This window comes from Ruegeria sp. CDSB022 (assembly GCF_059611145.1).
On sequence record NZ_JBXWOZ010000011.1, the window covers coordinates 45,761 to 66,992 of the forward strand.

Consider the following 21,232-nt stretch of genomic DNA (forward strand, 5'->3'; position numbering starts at 1 on the left):
CTGGGCTTTACCCACAACAAAACCCTTATTCGGCGGCGGCGGCCTGAATAAACCCGCCCGATTGGCGATCCCAGAACCGGGCATAAAGCCCGCCTTGTTCCAGCAAGTCGTCATGGCTTCCCATTTCAACGATCTGCCCTTGATCCAGAACGACGATCCGGTCCATCTCGCTTAGCGTCGACAGCCGATGTGCAATCGCCAATACCGTTTTGCCCTGCATCACCCGATGCAACGCGGTCTGAATCGAGGCTTCGACCTCGGAATCCAAGGCCGAGGTCGCCTCATCCAGCACCAGAATCGGCGCGTTTTTCAGGATGGCGCGTGCAAGCGCAATCCGCTGCCGCTGACCGCCGCTCAGCTTGACGCCGCGCTCGCCCAGATGCGCATCATAGCCCTTGCGGCCATGGGCATCCCGCAGGCCAAGGATAAACTCATGCGCCTCGGCCTTTTGCGCAGCCGCGATCATATCATCTTCTGAGGCGTCGGGGCGGCCATACAAGATATTCTCGCGCGCCGAGCGGTTGAACATCGCCGTTTCCTGCGTGACCATCCCGATCTGACTGCGCAAACTGTCCTGCGTCACCTGTGACACATCCTGCCCATCAATCCGAATTGCGCCGTTTTCCCCTTCATAGAGCCTGAGTAGAAGCGAAACGAGCGTGGATTTCCCCGCACCGGATGCGCCCACGATGCCCAGCTTTTCGCCGGGATGAGCGGTCATGTGCACGTCGGTCACGCCGCCGATGTCACCGCCATAGGCAAAGCTGACATGGTCAAACTCGATCTGACCTTCTGGCACGCTCAGCCTAGCTGCCCCTGCCGCATCCTCGACCCGGTCGCGCTTGGCGAGCGTCTTCATGCCATTCTCGATCTCACCAACATTGGCATAGAGCCCCATCAGCGTGAAACTGACCCAGCCGGTCATCTGCGAAATTCGCACGGACATCGCGCCCGCCGCAACGATATCGCCAGCGCTGGCCATCCCGGACCGCCACAGCAGCAAGGTCACCCCCAGCAACAGCACGGGCAACACCCCGGCCAGAACCATCAGTATGAACCTAAAACTGGCGGAGAGCTTGCCAAAGGCCAGCATCTTGTGGCGCAGATCGACCATCGAGTTTCGGGCCGCCTGATCCTCGAACTCGGAATGGGCGAACAGCTTGACGGTTTTGATATTGGTGATCGTGTCGACCACCTGCCCCGACACCATCGCCCGCGCCCCGGCCCGCGCCGCTGAGCGTGCCCGGATGCGTGGCAAATACCAGCGGATCAGCAGGAAATACACCGCCAACCAGGCGGCGAAGGGCAGCATGACCAGCAGATGAATAGACCCTAACAAAAGCAATGTCCCTGCCAAAGACGCCAGCGCAAATACCATTGCGCTTATCGTCTCGGACACGACCGAGGCCATCGCGTTCGAAGTTTGCATCTGTTTCTGAGCGATCCGCCCGGCAAAATCGTCGTCGAAATAGCTCACAGACTGACCCAAAGTCCACCGGTTCAGCTTGGCCAGAACCAGGGGCGGGATATTGGGCATGACAATATAGTTGTTGGAAAAGGCCGAAAGACCAAACAGCGCCGGTCGCAGCAGCATGAAAAATGCGGCGACCCCTCCAATTATCCAAAGATTGCCCGCCGTCAGAACCCCATCCGGCCCGCTTTCGTTTGCCATGTCGATCACCAGACCCAGCATCCAGGCGGTTCCGGCCTCCATCGCCCCGGCAGAGGCCGAAAACACGGAGGCGACAAGGATCATCGGCCAAGCTCCGGACAGGCACCAGCGAATGAACGCCCCCAGCCTTTGCGGCGGGGGCGTTTCGGTGGGTTTGAACGGATCTATGAGATCGGCAAGTTTCACTCAGCTGCCTCCGTGTTCAGGAAGCCTCCAGATTGCCGTGCCCAGAACTGGGCGTAAAGCCCGCCGTGTGACAGCAATTCGGAATGGGTGCCCTGCTCGACGATCCGGCCGCCATCCATCACCAGGATGCGATCCATTTGGGCAATGGTGCTGAGGCGGTGGGCAATCGCGATCACGGATTTGCCCTGCATCATGCCATAGAGCGTTTCCTGAATCGATGCTTCGACCTCGGAATCCAGCGCCGAGGTCGCCTCATCCAGCAACAGGATCGGCGCGTCCTTCAGGATCACCCGCGCCAGCGTCACCCGCTGCCGCTGACCACCTGACAACTTCACGCCCCGCTCGCCCACATGCGCATCATAGCCGGTACGCCCCTTCGGGTCCTGCAGGTCAAGGATGAACTCATGCGCCTCGGCCTGTTTGGCCGCGGCAATCATCTGCTCTTCGGAAGCCTCGGGGCGGCCATAGAGGATATTGTCGCGCACCGAGCGGTGCAGCAACGCGCTGTCCTGTTGCACCATACCGATATGGATGCGCAAACTGTCCTGAGTGACCCGGGCAATGTCCTGATCGTCGATCAAAATGGCCCCCTGCTCCACATCGTAGAACCGAAGTAGGAGCTTAACTAGGGTCGACTTACCAGCTCCCGACCGTCCGATCAGACCGATCTTTTCGCCCGGCTCGATGGTCAGGTTGATATGGTCCAGCCCGCCGGTCTTGCGACCGTAATGATGCGACAGATCACGAACCTCGATCTTGCCGTTGGACAGATGCAGGAGTTTGGCCTGCGGCGCATCCAACAGGTCGATCGGCTGAGCGATCGTCTCCATACCTTCGGCAACGACACCAAGCTGGCGGAAAAAACTGGTCAGCGCCCACATGATCCAGCCGGTCATCGCGTTCAGGCGCAGGGTCAGGGCTGTGGCCGCCGCGACCACACCGACCGTAGCACTGCCCTGCATCCACAGCGCAATCGCCCAGCCAACCACACCAACGATCAGCAACCCGTTCAATGCAACCAGAACCGCATCCATGATGGTGAAAATCCGCATCTCAGCCTGAAAGGTACGGCGGGTTTCCTCGATCGCTTCGCGCGCATAATCCAGTTCCTGTGCCCCATGGGCAAACATCTTTACGGAATGGATATTGGTATAGCTGTCCACAACCCGGCCCGTTACGGCCGAGCGCGCGTCTGAGGCCGCCTTCGAAGCCGGCCCCACCCGCTGCACCGTCCAATGCACCAGAAACCCATACAGCACGAGCCAGATCAACAACGGCAACAGCAGCCGGGCATCAGCCGTCATCAACAAAATGGCTGCGCCGATCAGGTATGCCAGCGAGAAGGAAATCGCATCAAACACCTGAAACACGGCCTCACCCGCAGCGGGCGGCGTCTGCATGATCCGGTTGGCAATGCGGCCTGCAAAATCATTCTCGAACCAGCCCACCGATTGCCGCAACACGTGCTTATGCGCGCGCCAACGGATCAGAGTGCCAAAATTCGGCAGGATCGTGTTGTTCAGCAACAGCACGTCAACGACATGCAGCATGGGTCGCAGCAGCAGCACAAAAAGCGCCACCAGGATCAGTTCCGTACTATGGGTCTGCCAAACTTCGTCCGGCGGGGCGGACAGCAAGTCAACAACGCGACCCATATAATAGATCAGACCGACCTCAACCGCGGCCACCACGACCGAAATCAATCCGGCCCAGAAGAACACCCGCATAAAAGGGCGGGAATAGTTCAACATAAAGGGCCACAGCCGTGTCGGCGGCGTGTCGGTTTCTTCGTAGTCGACAAAAGGGTCGACGAGATTTTCGAAATAGCGAAACATAGAGAGTGCTCCGATTGAGCAGATAACAAGTCATGCGAAAAAAGATGGCGCCAGAACACCACCCCTACGGGTCAAGTGTTATGGCTTTAGCCGAACCAGATCCCGTAATACATTCGCATCCCTCCATTCATGTTACAGGCGCAAGAAAACACAAACGATCAGGCTTGTCATCCCCTTTTGAGACTTCAATTTACTCGACCAGCAACTCGGAGCGCGTCAGGGTGAAACCCGAGGCGATCCAGCGCGCCTCAAGCTCGGCCAGTTTCTTGCCCAGCGCCGGGCCGGTAAAGTCAGGGATCAGGTCAGCGGCCCGCACGGGAAAATCCGCTGCTGCCCCGTCCCGGAGCGCTTGCCGCTTATCCTCGGACCAGGGCTGTTCCAACAAAGCACAACGCAGCAGAACTTCGTGCAGGCCGTCCTTTTCGCCATAACGGAACCCAAGCTCGGCAGTGCCCGCGGTTCCCGCGGCCTCATCCCGCATCCGTGTCAGGCGTTGCATCTGGGCCTTGCTCAGACGCAGGGTCTGGGCAATCTCGGGCGTGGCGATGGAGGAAAGTCGCCGGACCGGCTCGGGCTTTGCCCCAGCCTGCTGTTCCAAGGCGATCAGCGGGGCAAGTGATCGATCCTCAACCCCCGGCAATATCTGTGCCAGAACGCCCGTGCTGCGCATGGCAGCGACCGAAGGCGCAGGGTCAGGCGCGGTCAGCAATTTCATAAACTCGGCCCCAACCCGTTCGCGCGACAGGCCTGCCAATCCGTCCAGATTGGTTGAAATGGCCGACAGCGCTTCGGGATCAAACCCGGCTTCGGCATCCCCATACCAGGCGTGAAACCGAAAATAGCGCAGAGACCGCAGATAGTCTTCGCGGATGCGATGCTGGGCGTTGCCTATGAACCGAACCTTTCGGGCCTTTAGATCGGGCAGTCCGTTCAGCGGGTCCAAAAGCGTCCCATCCGGGCGGGCATACAGCGCGTTCATGGTGAAATCGCGCCGGCTGGCATCTTCATCAACATTGTCCGAGAATGCCACAACAGCCCGACGGCCATCGGTTTCGACATCTCGCCGGAAGGTCGTGATCTCATGCGGGATGCTTTGGCTGACAACGGTTATCGTGCCATGCTCGATCCCAGTTGGAATGGCCTTCAACCCCGCCGCCCGCATCAAATCCAGTACCTGCTGGGGCGGAGCGTCCGTGGCAATATCCAGATCCGAGACCGGCGCCCCCAAAAGCGCGTTGCGGACGCAACCGCCGACGAAAAGCGCCTGAAAACCGGCATCGATCAAAACGGCGCAGACTGTCTGGGTTGCCGGATTTGTAACCCAGCTTTCTGATAGCTTCATCATTCACTCACCCGCGCAGCCAAGCCCCGCAACATCCGGGCCGTAGCCCCCCAGATGTAATAAGGGCCATAGGGCACGGTGAAATAATACCGCCGCTGGCCCCGCCAGCGACGCGACTCAACGATATAATTCGCAGGGTTTAGAACATGCGCAAGTGGGACTGAAAAAACTTCGTCAACTTCACCCGGCTCAGGAATTGGGTCGAACCCGTCTCGTAGGATCGCGACAACCGGGGTTACGACAAAAGACGTCACGGTTTCATGGGTAGGCAAATGCCCGAGAATTTCAGGCATATCCGAGGAAAGGCCAATCTCTTCCTGTGCTTCCCGCAGGGCGGTTGCGGTTACATCCGGATCAGTCTCATCCTGTTTTCCGCCGGGAAAGGCGATCTGGCCGGGATGGTGTTTCAGCGCCGATGAGCGCTTGGTCAAAAGCAGGCGCGGGGCCTCATTCGTCACAAGAATCGGAACCAGAACCCCGGCTGGACGCAGCTTGCGCCCCGCTGGCAAAACCGCATCAGGGTTCAGATCGAAATCACTGGACCCGTTGCCGGGGTGGCTCAAGGCCGCCCGCAGCAGTTCTGTTGGATCAGGCCTCACCGGCATCGAAGCCAACGGTGACGGGGTCCAATACGTAATGGGCACCACAGAACTGACAATCGGCGGTGACCTGGCCCTCGGGGGTTGTCATCTTTTCGATGTCGCGCGCCGAATAGATCGACAGGCTTTGGCGCACGCGCTCTTCCGAGCAGGTGCAGCCGAACTGAACCGATTGCGCATCATAAACCCGTGGCTGTTCCTCATGAAACAGCCGGATCAACAGGTCGGTTGGCGCAATCGAAGGGCCGATCAGTTCAAGGTCATCAACAGTATCCAGAAGGATGTTGACGCGCCCCCAATTTTCACCTTCTTCACCGTCAACCAGATCATCCGCCGACAGAATCTGACCGTCACCCTCTGCATTGGCTACAAATGGTGACGCTTTGGGCATGTGCTGCAGCATGATGCCGCCTGCGCGCCAGTGCTCACCGACGCCAGGTTCAGTTGATTTGCCGAAACTCAGTGAAAACCGCGTCGGCAACTGTTCGGACTGTGCGAAATACGCCTCAGCGCATGCGCTGAGAGAGCCGCCAGCCAGCGGTGTGATCCCCTGGTAAGGCTGCGTGCCCTCGCCCTGGTCAATCATGATGGCGAAATAGCCTTCACCCACCTGATCAAACGGTGTGGAATCGGTCAGGCGGTCCGGGTCAAAACTGGCATAGGCGCGGATGCGGGCCAGTTCGCCCTCGGCCTGCGGAGCGTAGTAATCGGTTGCGATCATCCGAACGGCGCCTTTGGACTGAACCTGAAGCGACAGCTTCCAGCGCAGCGAGACGGTCTGGCCGATCAGAGCAGTCAGCAAGGCCATCTCGGCCACCAAAGCCTCGACCTTTTCGGGATAGTCGTGCTGTTTCAGAATGCCGTCCAACACTCCGTCCAGCCGCGCCACGCGTCCGCGCATATCCGGTATATCAAGTTGAAAGGGCAGGACGGTGTCGTCCCACGCGATTTTTGTTCCAAGAGACATGGGGTTTCCTTAAACGCCACAGATTGGCATACCGCCAGCATATAGGTCGAAGATTTCGGGTTGTAAGGGGCCATACATGATCAGACGGTTCGGTGAAACCCCACAAGCGGGGCGCAAATACACACGACGTGTGGGTGTATACGCATTGTTGCCTCGAGGACGACATCTGTTGCTGACCTGCCAGACCGAGCCCGGCCCTGATCTGCAGTTGCCGGGTGGCGGTATTGACCCGGGCGAATCGCCCATCACCGCCCTGCATCGCGAAGTCTTTGAAGAAACCGGCTGGTTGATTGCCAGCCCGCGGCGGGTCGGCGCCTTTCGCCGTTTCACATACATGCCCGAATATGACCTGTGGGCCGAAAAGGTCTGTTTGATATATCGAGCCCGCCCTGTGCGCCGCATAGGTCCACCTTCAGAGCCATTCCACGAAGCCCTTTGGCTGGACAGTGCGGATGCCGCGCAGATGCTGGGCAACAGCGGCGACCGACATTTCGCTTCGGGACACCTGATGGGGCTTTAAGGCCCGCTGTATTCAAAGAAAACCGCAGATACGTCATCATCCATACCCTGGTCCGGATCCATGGCCTGTGTCAGCCGCCAGAACATATCGTCCAGAAATTCGGGCCCGCTGAGATCGATGGCACAATCCGTCACCATTCTGCACAGCCCCTCTTCTTCCAGCAGGGATCCATCCGCCATCCGGCATTCCGTGAACCCGTCTGAATATAGCAACAGCTTGTCACCGGGCTTCATGTAGGTATCGGTTCGCTGAAACGTGACATCCGGCAACAGTCCGATGGGCAAACCACCTTGCCCCAGATACTCGGTCCCACCATCCTGTCGCAACAACAGCGGATGCGGATGCCCTGCTTGCACCATCTTGAGATGTCCGTTTCGCAGGTCGATAATGGCATAGACCATGGTAAAATACTCTTCGACGCCAGCATCGGCCATAAGGCGGGAATTGAGCATCTCTGCCACCTGATCAGGTGGTAGCAATGCGTAAAATTTATCGAACCGCTTTTCCATCGCCACGTTCTGATCGAAATGTTTGCTGGACAGATACCCGCCCAGCCGTGCTGTCATCATCGCCGAGGTGATGCCGTGGCCGGACACATCGATGCTGTAAAACCCCACACGGTTGACCCCCGGTGAAAACATTCCCACCAGATCGCCACCGATATGCCCACAAGGTTTCAGCAACATGCTGATACGCGACCTACCGAAATCACGCGTGAGTTCGGGGACCAGAGATTCCTGTATCTTACGCGCCTGAATCAGGTCCTTGTCGATCGCATCATGGACCACTTTCAGTTCTTCGAGCGCGGTCTCGATCATTCGGTTCTTATCAGACAGCTCACGCTGCATATCCAATATCCGTGCGCCCGCAGATATGCGCGCCCGCAATTCATCGGCCTCAAGAGGTTTGATCAGAAAATCATCCGCCCCGGCATCCAGTCCGCGCGCAACCTCCTGCTTTTCGCTTTTTGAAGTCAGAAGGATGAAATAGCTGTATTCGTCATTCTCCAGCGCCCGAAATGCTTGACAGAATTCCAGCCCGCTCATCCCCGGCATGACCCAGTCGCTCAGGACCAGATCGGGGGACATGGCAGCACAGATTTCGATGGCGGCCTCTCCGCTATCGGCCTCGAGCACCTCATAGCCCCATTTCTTCAGCGAGGCCACAAGGATGCGACGTTGCAGACGACTGTCATCAACGACCAGCACCTTGCGAATCGCACCAAAATCCAGCTCTGCCTTTGTTTCTGCCTGACTGACCTCTGCCACCTGACCCTCAGCTCTGCCACATAATGCGGAACGGGACGACCCTAGCGCACGGCTGTTTAACATCCTGTGAAGGTCGTAAATGCATCCATCTTAACCACGGATTTACCAACGGCCTGTAGTGATAATCGGGTCGTTATCTTTAGGGAAAGGATGGCCATGATCGACTGGTCCAGGGTCAGACAGCTGCGGGACGAGGTCGGCGCCGACGAGTTTAACGAGGTAGTGGAAATCTTTCTCGATGAGGTGCAACAAGGCCTGGAGCATTTGCAGGTCGATGATGATCGGTCTGACTTCGAACAGCATCTACACTCCTTGAAGGGCAGCGCGCTTAGTCTGGGATTCAGGACATTGGCCAGGCTCTGCCAAGATGGTGAGCGCCATTCGGCACAGGGTCAGGCCGCAACCGTCGATATCGCCGAAATAGTCGGCACATTCCGGACCTCAGCAACGGAGTTTCAGGCAGGATTGAACGAGCTCTGAGCGGCGGCGTACAGGCAGCAAACAGGTACACTAGCGATGGGTGACAACCCGGCCCTGTATATTGTGTGTTTCAAACGCAGCTGATCCATCGCCGCGACAGACAACTTTGCAGTCTGGTCATTTTCTCAGATCACAAACTGGGCGAGGGTCTCGTCCTCGGTGATATCCGTAAAAGTGAACCCGGCTTCATCAAGATGCGCGAACAGACGGGCAAAGTTTTCGGGCTTGCGGGTTTCGATACCAATCAAAACCGAGCCGAAGTTACGTGCCGATTTCTTCATGTATTCAAACCGCGCAATGTCATCCTCGGGGCCAAGGATGTTCAGGAACTCTTTCAATGCGCCAGGGCGCTGTGGCAAGCGCAGGATGAAGTATTTCTTCACCCCCAGATAGCGCTGCGCGCGTTCCTTGACCTCGGGCAGACGTTCGAAATCGAAGTTGCCACCAGAGGTTAAGCAGACAACAGTTTTCCCTCGGATAAAACTCTGAATATCGCTCAGCGCCTCAATCGCGAGGGCCCCGGCGGGTTCCAGAACGATGCCTTCGACATTCAGCATCTCGATCATGGTTGTGCATATGCGGTCTTCGGACAGGACCAGAGCATCCGACAGATGACGGGATTTCAGCAATTCGAACGGTTTTTCACCGATCCGACCAACCGCAGCACCGTCAACGAAATTGTCCACCTGATCCAATGCCACCGGATGTCCTGCTGCCATTGCCGCGTGCAGACAGGCACCTCCTTTGGGTTCCACAAACAGGCAATGGGTTCGATCGCCAAACCACGTAGCCACGCCCGCAGACATGCCGCCACCGCCTACTGGCAAAAGGATGTGGTCCGGCAACCCACCCAACTGCGCTTCGATCTCAACCGCAAGCGAGGCTTGCCCTTCGATCACATCAACATCGTCAAAGGGCGACAGAAAATGGCCGCCCTGTTCGGTGCACCACGCCTGCGCGGCGGCCAACGTGTCATCGAAATAGTCGCCGGTCAGATGAATCTCGATATTGTCGCCGCCGAAGATACGAGTTTTCTGGATTTTCTGCTGCGGCGTCGTCACGGGCATGAAGATCACACCCTTCACATCCATGTGCTTGCACATAAAGGCCACGCCCTGCGCATGATTTCCCGCGCTGGCGCAGACAAACAGGTTCTGCCCCTGCTGTTTGCGCATGGCGTTGAACGCACCGCGGATCTTGTAGGACCGCACCGGGCTGAGGTCCTCACGTTTCAGCCAGATATCGGCCCCGAAACGATCAGACAGATGGGCATTGCGCTGCAGAGGCGTCACCGGAAACACAGAGCGCATCGCCTGTTCGGCAGCGCGGGCGCGGGTCATGAAATCATTCATGCCGGTTTCCCTGCCCCATCATCGCTGAAAGAGCAAGGAATACATATGTGTACGAGTTCAGGTCAGCTGGCGTTTTTCAACGAACACGCCGTACATGGTGGTCAAGATACTGACATTGATCAGCGGCAAAACCAGAACCCCAAAGAACAGTGAGAGTAAAACACCCAGAACCGGGATGAAAGCGAGCGCTGTAAAGACCAACTGGACCACTACCTGGAACACAAAGCTTACAAGCAAAAGAACGATGATCGCACCACCCGCACCGGCGGTGTTGTTCCAAGCTTGCCCAAGTGTCAACGGTTGCCCAATCGCTGCTGCGGGCAGGATTATGGACAAACGGTAGAAGCCGATGATGAGGAAGACGACAAGGACAATGACAAACACAACTGACAATGCTCCACCGCCCAGCGCTGAAAGTACCGCGCCTGCCGGCAGGAACGCGATGGCCATCAGGATACCCAACAGAAGAACCCGCCCGAAATAGGCCAGAATTCTATCGAACCGGAAGGTTGGGAATATACCTCTTGGATATTCCTCAAGCAGGACAAAGCGGTGCCACGACACCACAATCCAGAACATCGTCACAAATATCACGACCATAAAGCCCACCAGGAAGCCAATCGCCGATCCGCTCGAAACGCCTGCAGGCAACTCTCCGGTGGTTGTATTGAGTTGATCCAGCGGAACGTCCAATACAAAAAACAGGGCGACAATCACCGCTGTCGCAACCAAAGATGGCCCGAACGTAATCTGCAAAACCTGTTTGAGATTCCCAATAACCATCCGCACCGAATGTGCAAAAATCTGCCAACCCAACATCTGAAATCTATCCCTTCAACCAATCCTTGTTTTCTTTCCTTCTGTTTCACCCCAAATCCCGACCTGCGTCAACGCAGATAACTTGCCCCCGCGTTCAAAACCCGCTAGGGGCCAGTCGTTCTACGCATAAAGGGAAGTCAGATGTCCGCGCCCAAGAAAGTTGTTCTGGCCTATTCCGGTGGCCTTGATACCTCGATCATCCTGAAATGGTTGCAGACCGAGTATGGTTGTGAGGTCGTAACCTTCACCGCCGATCTGGGTCAGGGCGAGGAGTTGGAGCCCGCCCGCAAGAAGGCCGAGCTGCTGGGGATCAAGCCCGAAAACATCTATATTGAGGACATCCGCGAGGAATTCGTCCGCGATTTCGTCTTTCCGATGTTCCGCGCCAATGCGCAGTATGAGGGCCTGTACCTGCTGGGCACCTCGATTGCGCGACCGTTGATCTCGAAACGTCTGGTCGAGATTGCCGAGGCGACCGGAGCGGATGCCGTATCTCATGGCGCGACCGGTAAGGGCAACGATCAGGTGCGGTTCGAACTGGCCGCTTACGCGCTGAACCCTGACATCAAGGTGATTGCCCCGTGGCGCGAGTGGGACCTGTCCAGCCGCACCAAGCTGCTGGAATTTGCCGAGGCCAACCAGATTCCGATCGCCAAGGACAAGCGGGGTGAGGCACCGTTCTCGGTTGATGCCAACCTGCTGCACACCTCATCCGAGGGCAAGGTTCTGGAAGACCCCGCCGATATGGCGCCCGATTACGTCTATCAGCGCACGGTCCACCCCGAGGACGCGCCGAATAAACCAGAATTCATCGAGATCGGGTTCGAAAAAGGTGACGCGGTCAGCATCAATGGCGAGGCGATGAGCCCGGCCACCATCCTGACCAAGCTGAACGAATATGGCGGCAAGCACGGCATTGGGCGTCTCGATCTGGTCGAAGGTCGCTTTGTTGGCATGAAATCGCGCGGTATCTATGAAACACCCGGCGGCACAATCCTGTTGGAAGCACACCGTGGCATCGAATCCATCACCATGGATCGGGGCGCGATGCATTTGAAGGACCAGCTGATGCCTCAATATGCAGAGCTGATCTATAACGGCTTCTGGTACTCGCCCGAGCGCGAGATGCTGCAGGCCGCGATCGACAAATCTCAGGATCATGTCACCGGCACCGTGCGCGTGAAGCTGTACAAAGGTCTGGCATCGACCGTTGGCCGCTGGTCGGAACACTCGCTGTATTCCGAGGCGCACGTGACCTTCGAAGAGGATGCTGGTGCCTACGATCAGAAAGACGCTGCGGGATTCATCCAACTGAACGCCCTACGCCTGAAACTGCTGGCAGCACGCGACAAACGGCTGTCAAAGTAAGACAGCTGAGATTTTGACCTGAAGACCCGGCAGCCCCTCAGGATGCCGGGTTTTTTATGCGCCCATTTTTGCCACCTCCCGTCAGGTCACTCTTGCTCCACCGCAGGATATGTCTTTACCCAAGTCACAACACTCAAAGGAGGGGGCATGTTGCAGGATATCGCAGAAGGTATTCAGAGCGGTCTGAATGGCAAAAACTTCGATGGGTCGTTGAAATTCGATTGCGGTGATGCCGGTGTGATTGTTCTGGCCGACAATCAGGCGACGACGCAGGATCGGGACACTGATTGCACCATTCGTATCTCACAAGAGAACCTAACCAAGCTGCTGACCGGCAAGCTGAACCCGATGACCGGTATTGCCATGGGCAAGCTCAAGATCTCAGGCAATATGGGTGTGGCGATGAAACTGGGGCAGTTGCTGGGCTGAGGCGATAAACTCGTCTCACCAGCGCGTGAGAACAGATGTCAGCGCGTTGCGCCTGAAGTTTTCCCAAGGCAGTCTGATCATGGAAGGAGACCCACCATGATCCGAACCACATATCTTGATGCAGTCAAGCCATGGCTTTTATTCGCGTTGATCCTCATCGTCGCAATGCTGCGCGCCGCCCCTGCACCCGCTGCCGGGACCGAAACGCTGACTGTGGCCGGGGGATGTTTCTGGTGCGTTGAATCCGATTTCGAATCCGTGCCAGGGGTGATTCATGCGGTCTCGGGCTATACCGGCGGCGCAACCGCCGACCCAACCTATGGCGAGGTGTCCAAAGGCGGCACAGGCCATTACGAGGCGGTTCAGATTACCTTTGACCCAGCCCGTGTTTCCCGTGAAACCCTGCTGAACCTGTTTTTCCGCTCGGTCGACCCTACGGATGCGGGCGGACAGTTCTGCGACCGGGGAGAGAGTTACCGCACAGCGATTTTCGTCTCTAACACAGGCGAAAAGGCGTTGGCCGAGGCTGCAAAATCCAAAGCGCAGAACGTCCTGCGTCAAACGATTGTCACCCCGATCCTGCAACAGGACCGGTTTTACCCGGCCGAAGCCTATCATCAGGATTACTATAAGGGCGAAAAACTGGTCTTTACGCGGTTTGGTCCCAAACGCCAGCACAACGCCTATAAGGCCTATCGCAAAGCCTGCGGTCGCGACGCCCGCGTCAAACAGCTGTGGGGCAGTGACGCGCCCTTTGCCGGGTCTTAATCAAAGCGCGCTTCGCGCACTTCTTTCAGATCAGGAATGACATCCGCCGTACCGTGCCGTGTCACCATCAACGCGGCAGCCCGGTTTGCCTGCAATATGGCCTGCTCCATCGGCATGCCACGATCCATTCCTGCCAGAACGTAACCTGTGAACGTATCGCCCGCACCAGTTGTGTCCACCGCCTGAACCTTGTAAGCCAAAAAATCCGAGGTCGTCCCCTTATGATGATATCGCGCGCCCTTTGATCCGAGGGTCACAATGACATGCTCTATCCCCAACTCGGACAGGCCCTGTCCGGTTGCCTGCCGCAGCTGCTCGGCCTCGACCTCATTTAGGATCAGGAAATCCAGATACGGAAGAACCGCCCGCACTGCATCGGCTTGAAAAGGGGCCGCCGCGTAACAGACAGTCAGCCCCATTTCGCGGCCCAATTTTGCGGCTTCGACCTGCAAGTTGGTTTCGTTTTGCGTCACAATCAGATCACCCTGATCCGCCGATGACAGCGCCTGGCCTAGTTGATCTGACGTAATTGCATGATTTGCGCCTTGAAACAGGATGATGTTGTTTTCACCCTCGGCGTCTACGGCGATAATGGCATGCCCGGTAGGATCTGAAACCTCGGCAATCCAACGGGTATCGACGCCATATTCGGTCAGCCTGTCACGCGCCCAGCGCCCGTCGGGCCCTATGGCCCCAATATGCGCCACCCGCGCGCCGGCCCGCGCGCCGGCGACGGACATATTCGCGCCCTTGCCGCCCAGAAACCGATCCAAACGGTTGGCCGAAAGCGTCTCACCCGCGCCCGGCAGGTGTGGCACATCATAAATCATGTCTGCGTTGATCGATCCTAGATTCCAGATTGTCATGGCTTAACCAATATCGCAGGAGGCCAGAATGGCCATGTTCAGAATGTCATTGGCCGTCGATATGGTCGAACAGATCTGAATCGGCTTGTCGATGCCCGACAAGATCGGGCCGATCACCGTGGCCCCACCCATTTCCTGCATCAACTTGGTCGAGATCGAGGCCGAATGCCGTGCTGGGACAATCAGGATATTCGCCGGTCCGGTCAGGCGCTGGAACGGATAGTTTGCCTGCTGGTCGACATTCAGCGCCACGTCCACCGTCATTTCACCTTCGTATTCGAAATCTACGCCACGCTGATCCAGAACGGCAGGAGCGCGGTGCATCTTTTCGGCCCGCTCCGACACCGGGTAGCCAAACGTCGAAAAGCTGACAAAGGCAACGCGCGGCTCCAGCCCCATATGGCGGGCAACGGCTGCTGAGCGCTCGGCGATATTGGCCAGATCGTTTTCGTCCGGCCATTCATGGACTAGAGTGTCGCCGATCAGCACGATCCGCCCCTTGTGCAACAGCGCCGTCACACCGGCCGCGCCACGGGCCGCATCTGCATCGAACACATGGTTGATCCGATCCAGCACATGCGCCGATTTACGCGTCGCGCCCGAGACCAAACCGTCGCCATGCCCATGTGCCAGCATCAGCGATGAAAACACATGCCGGTCGCGCGCGGCAAGTCGATGAATATCCTTTCGATCAAAGCCTTTACGCTGCAGGCGATCGTACAAAAAATCAGAATAGGTATCGAGATGCGCAGTGTTGGCGGCATTCACGACCTCCAGCTCACGCACAGCATCGCCCAGCCCGGCCTCTTCCAGCTTTTGCTTGACGTCATCCGGGCGGCCTACGACCAGCGCCTTACCAAAGCCCGAGCGTTGATACATCACCGCAGCCCGCAGCACACGCGGATCGTCGCCCTCGGCAAAGATCATTCGGCTTTGCGCCTGACGGGCCCGCGCGTTCAGGCCGCGCAGAATGCTGGCGGTCGGATCCATGCGGGATTTCAGGCTCAGCTCATACGCGTCCATGTCGATAATCGGGCGCCGCGCCGCGCCGGTATCCATCCCGGCCCGCGCAACGGCGGGCGGAATGCGGTGAATCAGGCGCGGATCGAAAGGTGTCGGGATAATATAATCGCGCCCAAAGGTCAGCGACTTACCATAGGCCATCGCGACCTCATCAGGGACATCTTCGCGCGCGAGGTTGGCCAGGGCGTGGGCACAGGCAATTTTCATCTCGTCATTGATGGCGCGGGCGTGGATATCCAGCGCACCGCGGAACAGGTAGGGAAAGCCCAACACGTTGTTGACCTGGTTCGGATAATCGCTGCGCCCTGTGGCGACGATGGCATCAACGCGCACTTCGTGGGCCTCTTCCGGCGTAATTTCCGGATCGGGGTTTGCCATCGCAAAAATCACCGGGTTATCGGCCATGCTGGCGACCATATCTTGCGTCACAGCCCCTTTGACCGACACGCCCAGAAAGACGTCTGCGCTTTTCATGGCGTCTTCCAGCGTACGCAGATCCGTGGTGATCGCATGTGCCGATTTCCACTGGTTCATGCCCTCGGTTCGGCCCTGATAGATCACGCCTTTGGTGTCACACACGATGCAGTTCTCATGCCGCGCGCCCATCGACTTGAGCAGTTCGATACACGCTATCCCAGCAGCCCCGGCACCGTTCAGAACAATCTTCACATCTTCGATCTTCTTGCCCGAGATACGCAGCGCATTCAGCAGGCCCGCCGCACAGATCACCGCCGTGCCATGCTGATCATCGTGGAAGACGGGGATATCCATTTCTTCCTTCAGGCGCTGTTCGATGATGAAACACTCGGGCGCCTTGATGTCTTCCAGATTGATGCCGCCAAAGGTCGGGCCCATCAGACGCACGGCGCGGCAGAACTCATCCGGGTCTTCGGTGTCCAACTCGATATCGATCGAGTTTACGTCAGCGAAACGCTTGAACAGGACTGACTTGCCCTCCATCACCGGTTTTGAGCCCAGCGCGCCCAGATTACCAAGACCCAAAACCGCCGTCCCATTCGAAATCACGGCGACCAGATTTCCCTTGTTGGTATAGTCATAGGCCGTTTCTGGATTTTCCGCGATTGCTTCACATGGAACAGCCACGCCGGGGCTGTAGGCCAGCGACAGGTCGCGCTGCGTGGTCATGGGAACGGTGGCTTGTACCTCCCACTTGCCAGGAGTTGGGTCCAGGTGAAAGGCCAGCGCCTCTTCGTTGGTGATCTTCGCTTTGGGCATTTGATACGTCGTTTCTCTGCAACTGCGGGGCTTCTGCCTCATAGCGCAGGCACGCGCGCGCCTCAACGAGAATACTTTTGCCTTTCGCACCAGATGGCGGATTTGTAAGGTCGCGACCGAACGCCGTCAAAAGGGATCAGCCTTGTCCACAGTCACGCCGATGATGGCGCAATATCTCGAAATCAAAGAGGCCCATGCCGACGCCCTTCTGTTTTACCGGATGGGCGATTTCTACGAGATGTTTTTCGAGGATGCCGTCAACGCCGCCGAGGCGCTGGACATCGCCCTGACCAAACGCGGCAAGCACAACGGCGCCGACATTCCGATGTGCGGTGTGCCGGTCCATGCCGCCGAAGGGTACCTGCTGACGCTGATCCGAAAAGGCTTTCGCGTGGCCGTTTGCGAACAGATGGAAAGCCCGGTTGAGGCAAAGAAGAGAGGCTCTAAATCAGTTGTAAAGCGCGGTGTTGTCCGGCTGGTGACACCCGGAACACTGACCGAGGACGCGCTGCTAGAGGCGCGCCGCCACAACTTTCTGGCCTGTTATGCCGAGGTGAGGGATGAAGCGGCGCTTGCCTGGGCCGATATCTCAACCGGGGCGTTTCACGTGATGCCTTTGACCTCTGTGCGCCTAAGCCCTGAACTGGCCCGGCTGGCCCCGTCGGAGCTGATCGTGGCGGACGGGGCCGAACAGGTCCTGCACGAACCTGCCCGCGATCTGGGCATCTCGCTGACGCCCATTGGCCGCGCCAGTTTCGACAGCACGGCGGCTGAAAAGCGCATCTGCGCTTTGTTTCACGTGGGCGCGCTGGACGCGTTTGGAAATTTTGGCCGGGCCGAAGTGTCCGCTATGGGCGCATTGATTGACTATTTGGAGATCACGCAAAAAGGCAAATTGCCCCTGCTGCAAACGCCGCTGAAAGAATCCGAGGACCGCGTGGTGCAGATCGACGCCGCAACGCGCCGCAATCTGGAGCTGACCCGGTCGCTGTCTGGCGGGCGCGCCGGATCGCTTTTGTCGGTGGTTGACCGTACAGTCACGCCGGGCGGCGCGCGGTTGTTGGAACAGCGCCTGTCCAGCCCCTCGCGCAATCTGGATGTGATCCACGGGCGGTTGGATGCGGTAAGTTTTGCAGCCGATGACAGCCTGATCGCCCAAGATCTGCGCGATGCCTTGCGCAAAACCCCCGATTTGGACCGCGCCTTGTCGCGCCTGTCGCTGGAACGCGGCGGTCCTCGCGATCTGGCCGCCATCCGCAACGGGCTGGCGCAGGCTGCAACCATAGCCGAACTGTGCAATGCCGGAGATCTGCCGGTATTGCTGGCCACTGCGGTGCAAAACCTGACAGGGTTTGATGATCTGCTGACCCTGCTGGATGAGGCGCTTGTGGCCGAGCCGCCTCTGATGGCGCGCGACGGCGGCTTCATTGCCCCCGGCTATGACGCGGAACTGGATGAGGCGCGCACCCTGCGGGACGAAGGCCGCTCGGTCATCGCCGGGTTTCAGCAGAAATATTCCCAGCACACCGGCATCACCTCGCTGAAGATCAAGCATAACAACGTGCTGGGCTATTTCATCGAAACCACGGCCACACATGCCGAAAAGATGTTGAACCCGCCGTTCTCCGAAACCTATATCCACCGGCAAACCACGGCCAATCAGGTGCGGTTCACGACAGTAGAACTGTCCGAGATCGAAACCCGTATCCTGAACGCCGGAAATCATGCTTTGGAGATCGAAAAGCGGCTCTATCAAAGGCTTTCTGATGAGATTCTTACCCGTGCTGCGCAACTGAACCAAGCCGCGCGCGGGCTGGCAGAACTGGACCTAACCACTGCGCTGGCCGATCTGGCACGGGGCGAGAACTGGTGTCGCCCGCAGGTCGATGCCTCTCGTGCCTTTGATATTCAGGGCGGGCGGCATCCGGTTGTTGAACATGCGCTGCGCCAACAAAGCGGTGACGCGTTTATCGCCAATGATTGTGATCTCAGCGCCGAAGATGGTGCTGCAATCTGGTTGCTGACCGGCCCCAACATGGCGGGTAAATCAACCTTCTTGCGGCAGAATGCGCTGATCGCCCTGCTTGCACAGATGGGCAGCTATGTTCCGGCCGAACAAGCCTATATCGGTGTGGTCAGCCAGCTGTTCAGCCGTGTCGGGGCATCCGACGATCTGGCCAGGGGTCGGTCGACCTTTATGGTTGAAATGGTCGAAACCGCCGCCATCCTCAATCAAGCCGACGATCATGCGCTGGTCATTCTGGATGAAATCGGACGCGGGACGGCCACCTATGACGGGCTTTCCATCGCCTGGGCCACGCTCGAACATCTGCACGCCGCCAATAAATGTCGCGCGCTGTTTGCAACGCATTATCACGAGCTGACCGCGCTGGCCGGAAATCTGGAAGGTGTCGACAACGCCACCGTTGCGGTCAAGGAATGGGAGGGCGAAGTGATCTTTTTGCACGAGGTTCACAAAGGCGCCGCAGACCGGTCCTATGGTGTCCAGGTGGCGCAACTGGCTGGCCTGCCGGCATCCGTTGTCGAACGTGCCCGCGTTGTGCTGGACCAGCTGGAGAAAACCGAACGCGAAGGCGGCAAGCAAAAGGCTTTGATCGACGATCTGCCGCTGTTCTCGGCTGCCCCGCCGCCACCGCCTCCCCCAAAAGCTTCACCCGTTGCGGATATGTTGGGTGAGATCTTGCCGGATGAGCTAAGCCCGCGCGAGGCATTGGACCTGATCTATAAATTGAAAGAGGCGGCCAGATCCTGACCGCCTCAATAATTGATTGATATCTTAGGTGCTTAGCTTGCCGGCGTGGACGACACACCCACCTGCGCGGGGCGCAAGAGCCGGTCGTACAACATAAAGCCTTCTGCAGATACCTGGATGATGTCACCGGCGCGTGTTCCGGGCACGGGGGCCTCGAACATCGCCTCATGCACATTGGGGTCAAACCGATCGCCAACTTCTGGCGTGATCACCTGAATCCCGTGTTTCTGAAACACGTCCTTAAGCGCGCGCATGGTCAGTTCAACACCTTCCAGCAAAGCGCCTGCGACCTCTTTCTGCTCGTCGGTTGCGGCCTCTAGCGCGCGTTTCATATTGTCATAGACCGGCAGCATGTCACGGGCCAGCTTCGAGCCGCCATACTGTTCGGCATCGCGCCGCGCCTTGTCGCCGCGCTTGCGCGCGTTTTCCGCATCGGCCAATGCACGCATGAATTTGTCTTTGTAGTCGTCGCGCTCGGCGCGCAGCTCATCCAGCTCCAGCGCTTCTTCGCTGATCTCAGCAAATTCATCAGCCAGCTCTTCGGCCTCGGCCGTTGCGATATCGTCCAGAAAATCTTCGTTCTTGGGCTCTGCCATCTCTTACCCTCTAGCTCCGGTCGGATATCAGTTTGCCGACCAGTTGCGCCGTATAATCCACGATCGGCACGATCCGTCCATAATTCAGACGTGTGGGCCCGATGACCCCAACCGCACCGATTATCTTACGATCAGCGTTCATATATGGAGACACCACCAAAGAGGAACCCGAAAGTGAGAAAAGTTTGTTCTCAGACCCGATAAAAATGCGCACACCTTCGCCTTCTTCGGTCAATTCCAGAAATTCGGCGATGTCGCGCTTGCGTTCGAGGTCGTCAAACAGGGTGCGAATGCGCTCCAACTCATCTGCTTCGCCGCGTTCACCCAGCAGATTCGCCCGCCCTCGGACGATCAAACGGGCCGAGTCGCCATCATCCCCGTCCCATGCGGCCATGCCGCTGTCGACCATTTCACGGGCCAACACGTCAATTTCCTGCTTGCGCGCATCTATCTGGGTCAGCATCTGACGGCGAACCTCGCTGATTGTGCGGCCCTCGATCAGCGCGTTCAGAAAATTCGCCGCTTCCCGCATCGAGCTGGGCGTTTGCCCGGGTGGCGGCTTGAACAGCCGGTTTTCCACCTGACCGTCGGAAAAGACCAAAACCACCAGGGCTCTGTCATGCCCAAGCGACACAAATTCGATATGTTTGATTTCCGCTTCGTGTTTCGGCGTCAAAACCAGTGAGGCCCCTTGTGTCACGTGTGACAAGGCCGCGCCGACACGGTCCAGCATCCCGCCGACATCCCCCGAGTTAGCGCCCAGTGTGTCGTCCAGCTTCTGCCGGTCATCCGCGCCCAGATCACCGACCTCCAGCAATCCGTCCACGAACATCCGTAACCCGTGTTGCGTCGGAATCCGCCCCGCACTGACATGAGGGCTGTCGAGCAGGCCCAGAAACTCAAGATCCTGCATCACATTGCGAACCGTCGCCGCACTGACTTTTTCCGACAAAGTGCGCGTCAGGGTACGGCTGCCGACAGGCTCACCGCTATCCAGATAGCTTTCGACAATCAGCCGAAACACCTCGCGCGACCGGTCATTCATCTCGTTCAGAATTTTGCTTGCGTCACTCATCGGCAATCCTCTGCTGGATGGCCATTAAATAGCAGGTAGGCGAAAGGTCAATCAGGGT

18 protein-coding genes are annotated in these 21,232 nt (G+C 58.0%); 6 read left to right on the plus strand and 12 right to left on the minus strand.

From position 1 onward, the window contains the following. Nucleotides 1-25: 25 nt before the first annotated feature. The 5 genes from AC2FIZ_RS15205 to hslO form a co-directional block, all read right to left on the minus strand. A complete protein-coding gene (locus tag AC2FIZ_RS15205; RefSeq protein WP_281973396.1) occupies nt 26-1,858 on the minus strand; it encodes an ABC transporter ATP-binding protein in 1,833 nt (610 codons plus the stop codon). Beyond that, nucleotides 1,855-3,693: an ABC transporter ATP-binding protein gene (locus AC2FIZ_RS15210; RefSeq protein WP_281973395.1), complete on the minus strand. Its 1,839-nt coding sequence runs from the start codon at nt 3,691-3,693 to the stop codon at nt 1,855-1,857. The genes AC2FIZ_RS15205 and AC2FIZ_RS15210 overlap by 4 nt, the downstream gene beginning before the upstream one ends. Before the next feature lie 190 nt (nt 3,694-3,883). Continuing rightward, nucleotides 3,884-5,035 (minus strand): CCA tRNA nucleotidyltransferase, encoded by a 1,152-nt coding sequence (locus AC2FIZ_RS15215; protein ID WP_425595917.1) that lies wholly within the window; start codon nt 5,033-5,035, stop codon nt 3,884-3,886. Beyond that, nucleotides 5,035-5,640 (minus strand): CoA pyrophosphatase, encoded by a 606-nt coding sequence (locus AC2FIZ_RS15220; RefSeq protein WP_142637601.1) that lies wholly within the window; start codon nt 5,638-5,640, stop codon nt 5,035-5,037. The genes AC2FIZ_RS15215 and AC2FIZ_RS15220 overlap by 1 nt, the downstream gene beginning before the upstream one ends. After that, on the minus strand, nt 5,624-6,601 hold the full coding sequence (hslO, locus tag AC2FIZ_RS15225) for an Hsp33 family molecular chaperone HslO (protein ID WP_142637378.1): 978 nt from the start codon (nt 6,599-6,601) through the stop codon (nt 5,624-5,626). The genes AC2FIZ_RS15220 and hslO overlap by 17 nt, the downstream gene beginning before the upstream one ends. Before the next feature lie 76 nt (nt 6,602-6,677). Between hslO and AC2FIZ_RS15230 the strand changes: the two genes are divergently transcribed. Next, a complete protein-coding gene (locus AC2FIZ_RS15230; protein ID WP_271950593.1) occupies nt 6,678-7,121 on the plus strand; it encodes an NUDIX hydrolase in 444 nt (147 codons plus the stop codon). Here the strand turns inward: AC2FIZ_RS15230 and AC2FIZ_RS15235 are convergent. Beyond that, nucleotides 7,118-8,452 (minus strand): PP2C family protein-serine/threonine phosphatase, encoded by a 1,335-nt coding sequence (locus tag AC2FIZ_RS15235; RefSeq protein WP_496791281.1) that lies wholly within the window; start codon nt 8,450-8,452, stop codon nt 7,118-7,120. The two genes, AC2FIZ_RS15230 and AC2FIZ_RS15235, sit on opposite strands and share 4 nt — an antisense overlap. A gap of 87 nt (nt 8,453-8,539) precedes the next feature. On the opposite strand from AC2FIZ_RS15235, the gene AC2FIZ_RS15240 reads away from it, so the two are divergent. After that, nucleotides 8,540-8,869, plus strand: a complete 330-nt coding sequence (locus tag AC2FIZ_RS15240; RefSeq protein WP_425595915.1) for an Hpt domain-containing protein — start codon at nt 8,540-8,542, stop codon at nt 8,867-8,869. Between the two features lie 125 nt (nt 8,870-8,994). Here the strand turns inward: AC2FIZ_RS15240 and ilvA are convergent, their stop codons facing one another. Together ilvA and AC2FIZ_RS15250 are read right to left on the minus strand one after the other, a co-directional pair. Continuing rightward, on the minus strand, nt 8,995-10,221 hold the full coding sequence (gene ilvA / locus AC2FIZ_RS15245) for a threonine ammonia-lyase IlvA (protein WP_496791282.1): 1,227 nt from the start codon (nt 10,219-10,221) through the stop codon (nt 8,995-8,997). Between the two features lie 57 nt (nt 10,222-10,278). After that, nucleotides 10,279-11,004, minus strand: a complete 726-nt coding sequence (locus AC2FIZ_RS15250) for a hypothetical protein (RefSeq protein ID WP_281973390.1) — start codon at nt 11,002-11,004, stop codon at nt 10,279-10,281. Between the two features lie 177 nt (nt 11,005-11,181). Between AC2FIZ_RS15250 and AC2FIZ_RS15255 the strand changes: the two genes are divergently transcribed. From AC2FIZ_RS15255 to msrA, 3 genes are all read left to right on the plus strand, one after another. Beyond that, nucleotides 11,182-12,408 (plus strand): argininosuccinate synthase, encoded by a 1,227-nt coding sequence (locus AC2FIZ_RS15255; RefSeq protein WP_142637390.1) that lies wholly within the window; start codon nt 11,182-11,184, stop codon nt 12,406-12,408. 147 nt (nt 12,409-12,555) lie between these two features. After that, nucleotides 12,556-12,837 carry an SCP2 sterol-binding domain-containing protein gene (locus AC2FIZ_RS15260; RefSeq protein WP_142637392.1) on the plus strand — a complete coding sequence of 94 codons (282 nt, stop codon included), beginning with the start codon at nt 12,556-12,558 and terminating at the stop codon, nt 12,835-12,837. Nucleotides 12,838-12,933: 96 nt separating this feature from the next. After that, nucleotides 12,934-13,605, plus strand: a complete 672-nt coding sequence (gene msrA / locus AC2FIZ_RS15265; protein WP_142637394.1) for a peptide-methionine (S)-S-oxide reductase MsrA — start codon at nt 12,934-12,936, stop codon at nt 13,603-13,605. Here the strand turns inward: msrA and AC2FIZ_RS15270 are convergent. After that, entirely contained in the window at nt 13,602-14,471 is an 870-nt protein-coding gene (locus AC2FIZ_RS15270; protein ID WP_142637396.1) for a ribokinase, read from the minus strand. The genes msrA and AC2FIZ_RS15270 overlap by 4 nt on opposite strands. A 3-nt stretch (nt 14,472-14,474) precedes the next feature. Then, nucleotides 14,475-16,730, minus strand: a complete 2,256-nt coding sequence (locus tag AC2FIZ_RS15275) for an NADP-dependent malic enzyme (RefSeq protein ID WP_281973389.1) — start codon at nt 16,728-16,730, stop codon at nt 14,475-14,477. Between the two features lie 160 nt (nt 16,731-16,890). On the opposite strand from AC2FIZ_RS15275, the gene mutS reads away from it, so the two are divergent. Continuing rightward, nucleotides 16,891-19,503, plus strand: coding sequence for a DNA mismatch repair protein MutS (gene mutS / locus AC2FIZ_RS15280; protein WP_496791303.1), 2,613 nt, complete (start codon nt 16,891-16,893; stop codon nt 19,501-19,503). 32 nt (nt 19,504-19,535) lie between these two features. On the opposite strand, the gene AC2FIZ_RS15285 is transcribed toward mutS, so the two are convergent. Next, on the minus strand, nt 19,536-20,099 hold the full coding sequence (locus AC2FIZ_RS15285; protein ID WP_142637400.1) for a nucleotide exchange factor GrpE: 564 nt from the start codon (nt 20,097-20,099) through the stop codon (nt 19,536-19,538). A 10-nt stretch (nt 20,100-20,109) separates the two neighbouring features. Further along, on the minus strand, nt 20,110-21,174 hold the full coding sequence (hrcA, locus tag AC2FIZ_RS15290; protein ID WP_281995819.1) for a heat-inducible transcriptional repressor HrcA: 1,065 nt from the start codon (nt 21,172-21,174) through the stop codon (nt 20,110-20,112). Nucleotides 21,175-21,232 lie beyond the last annotated feature (58 nt).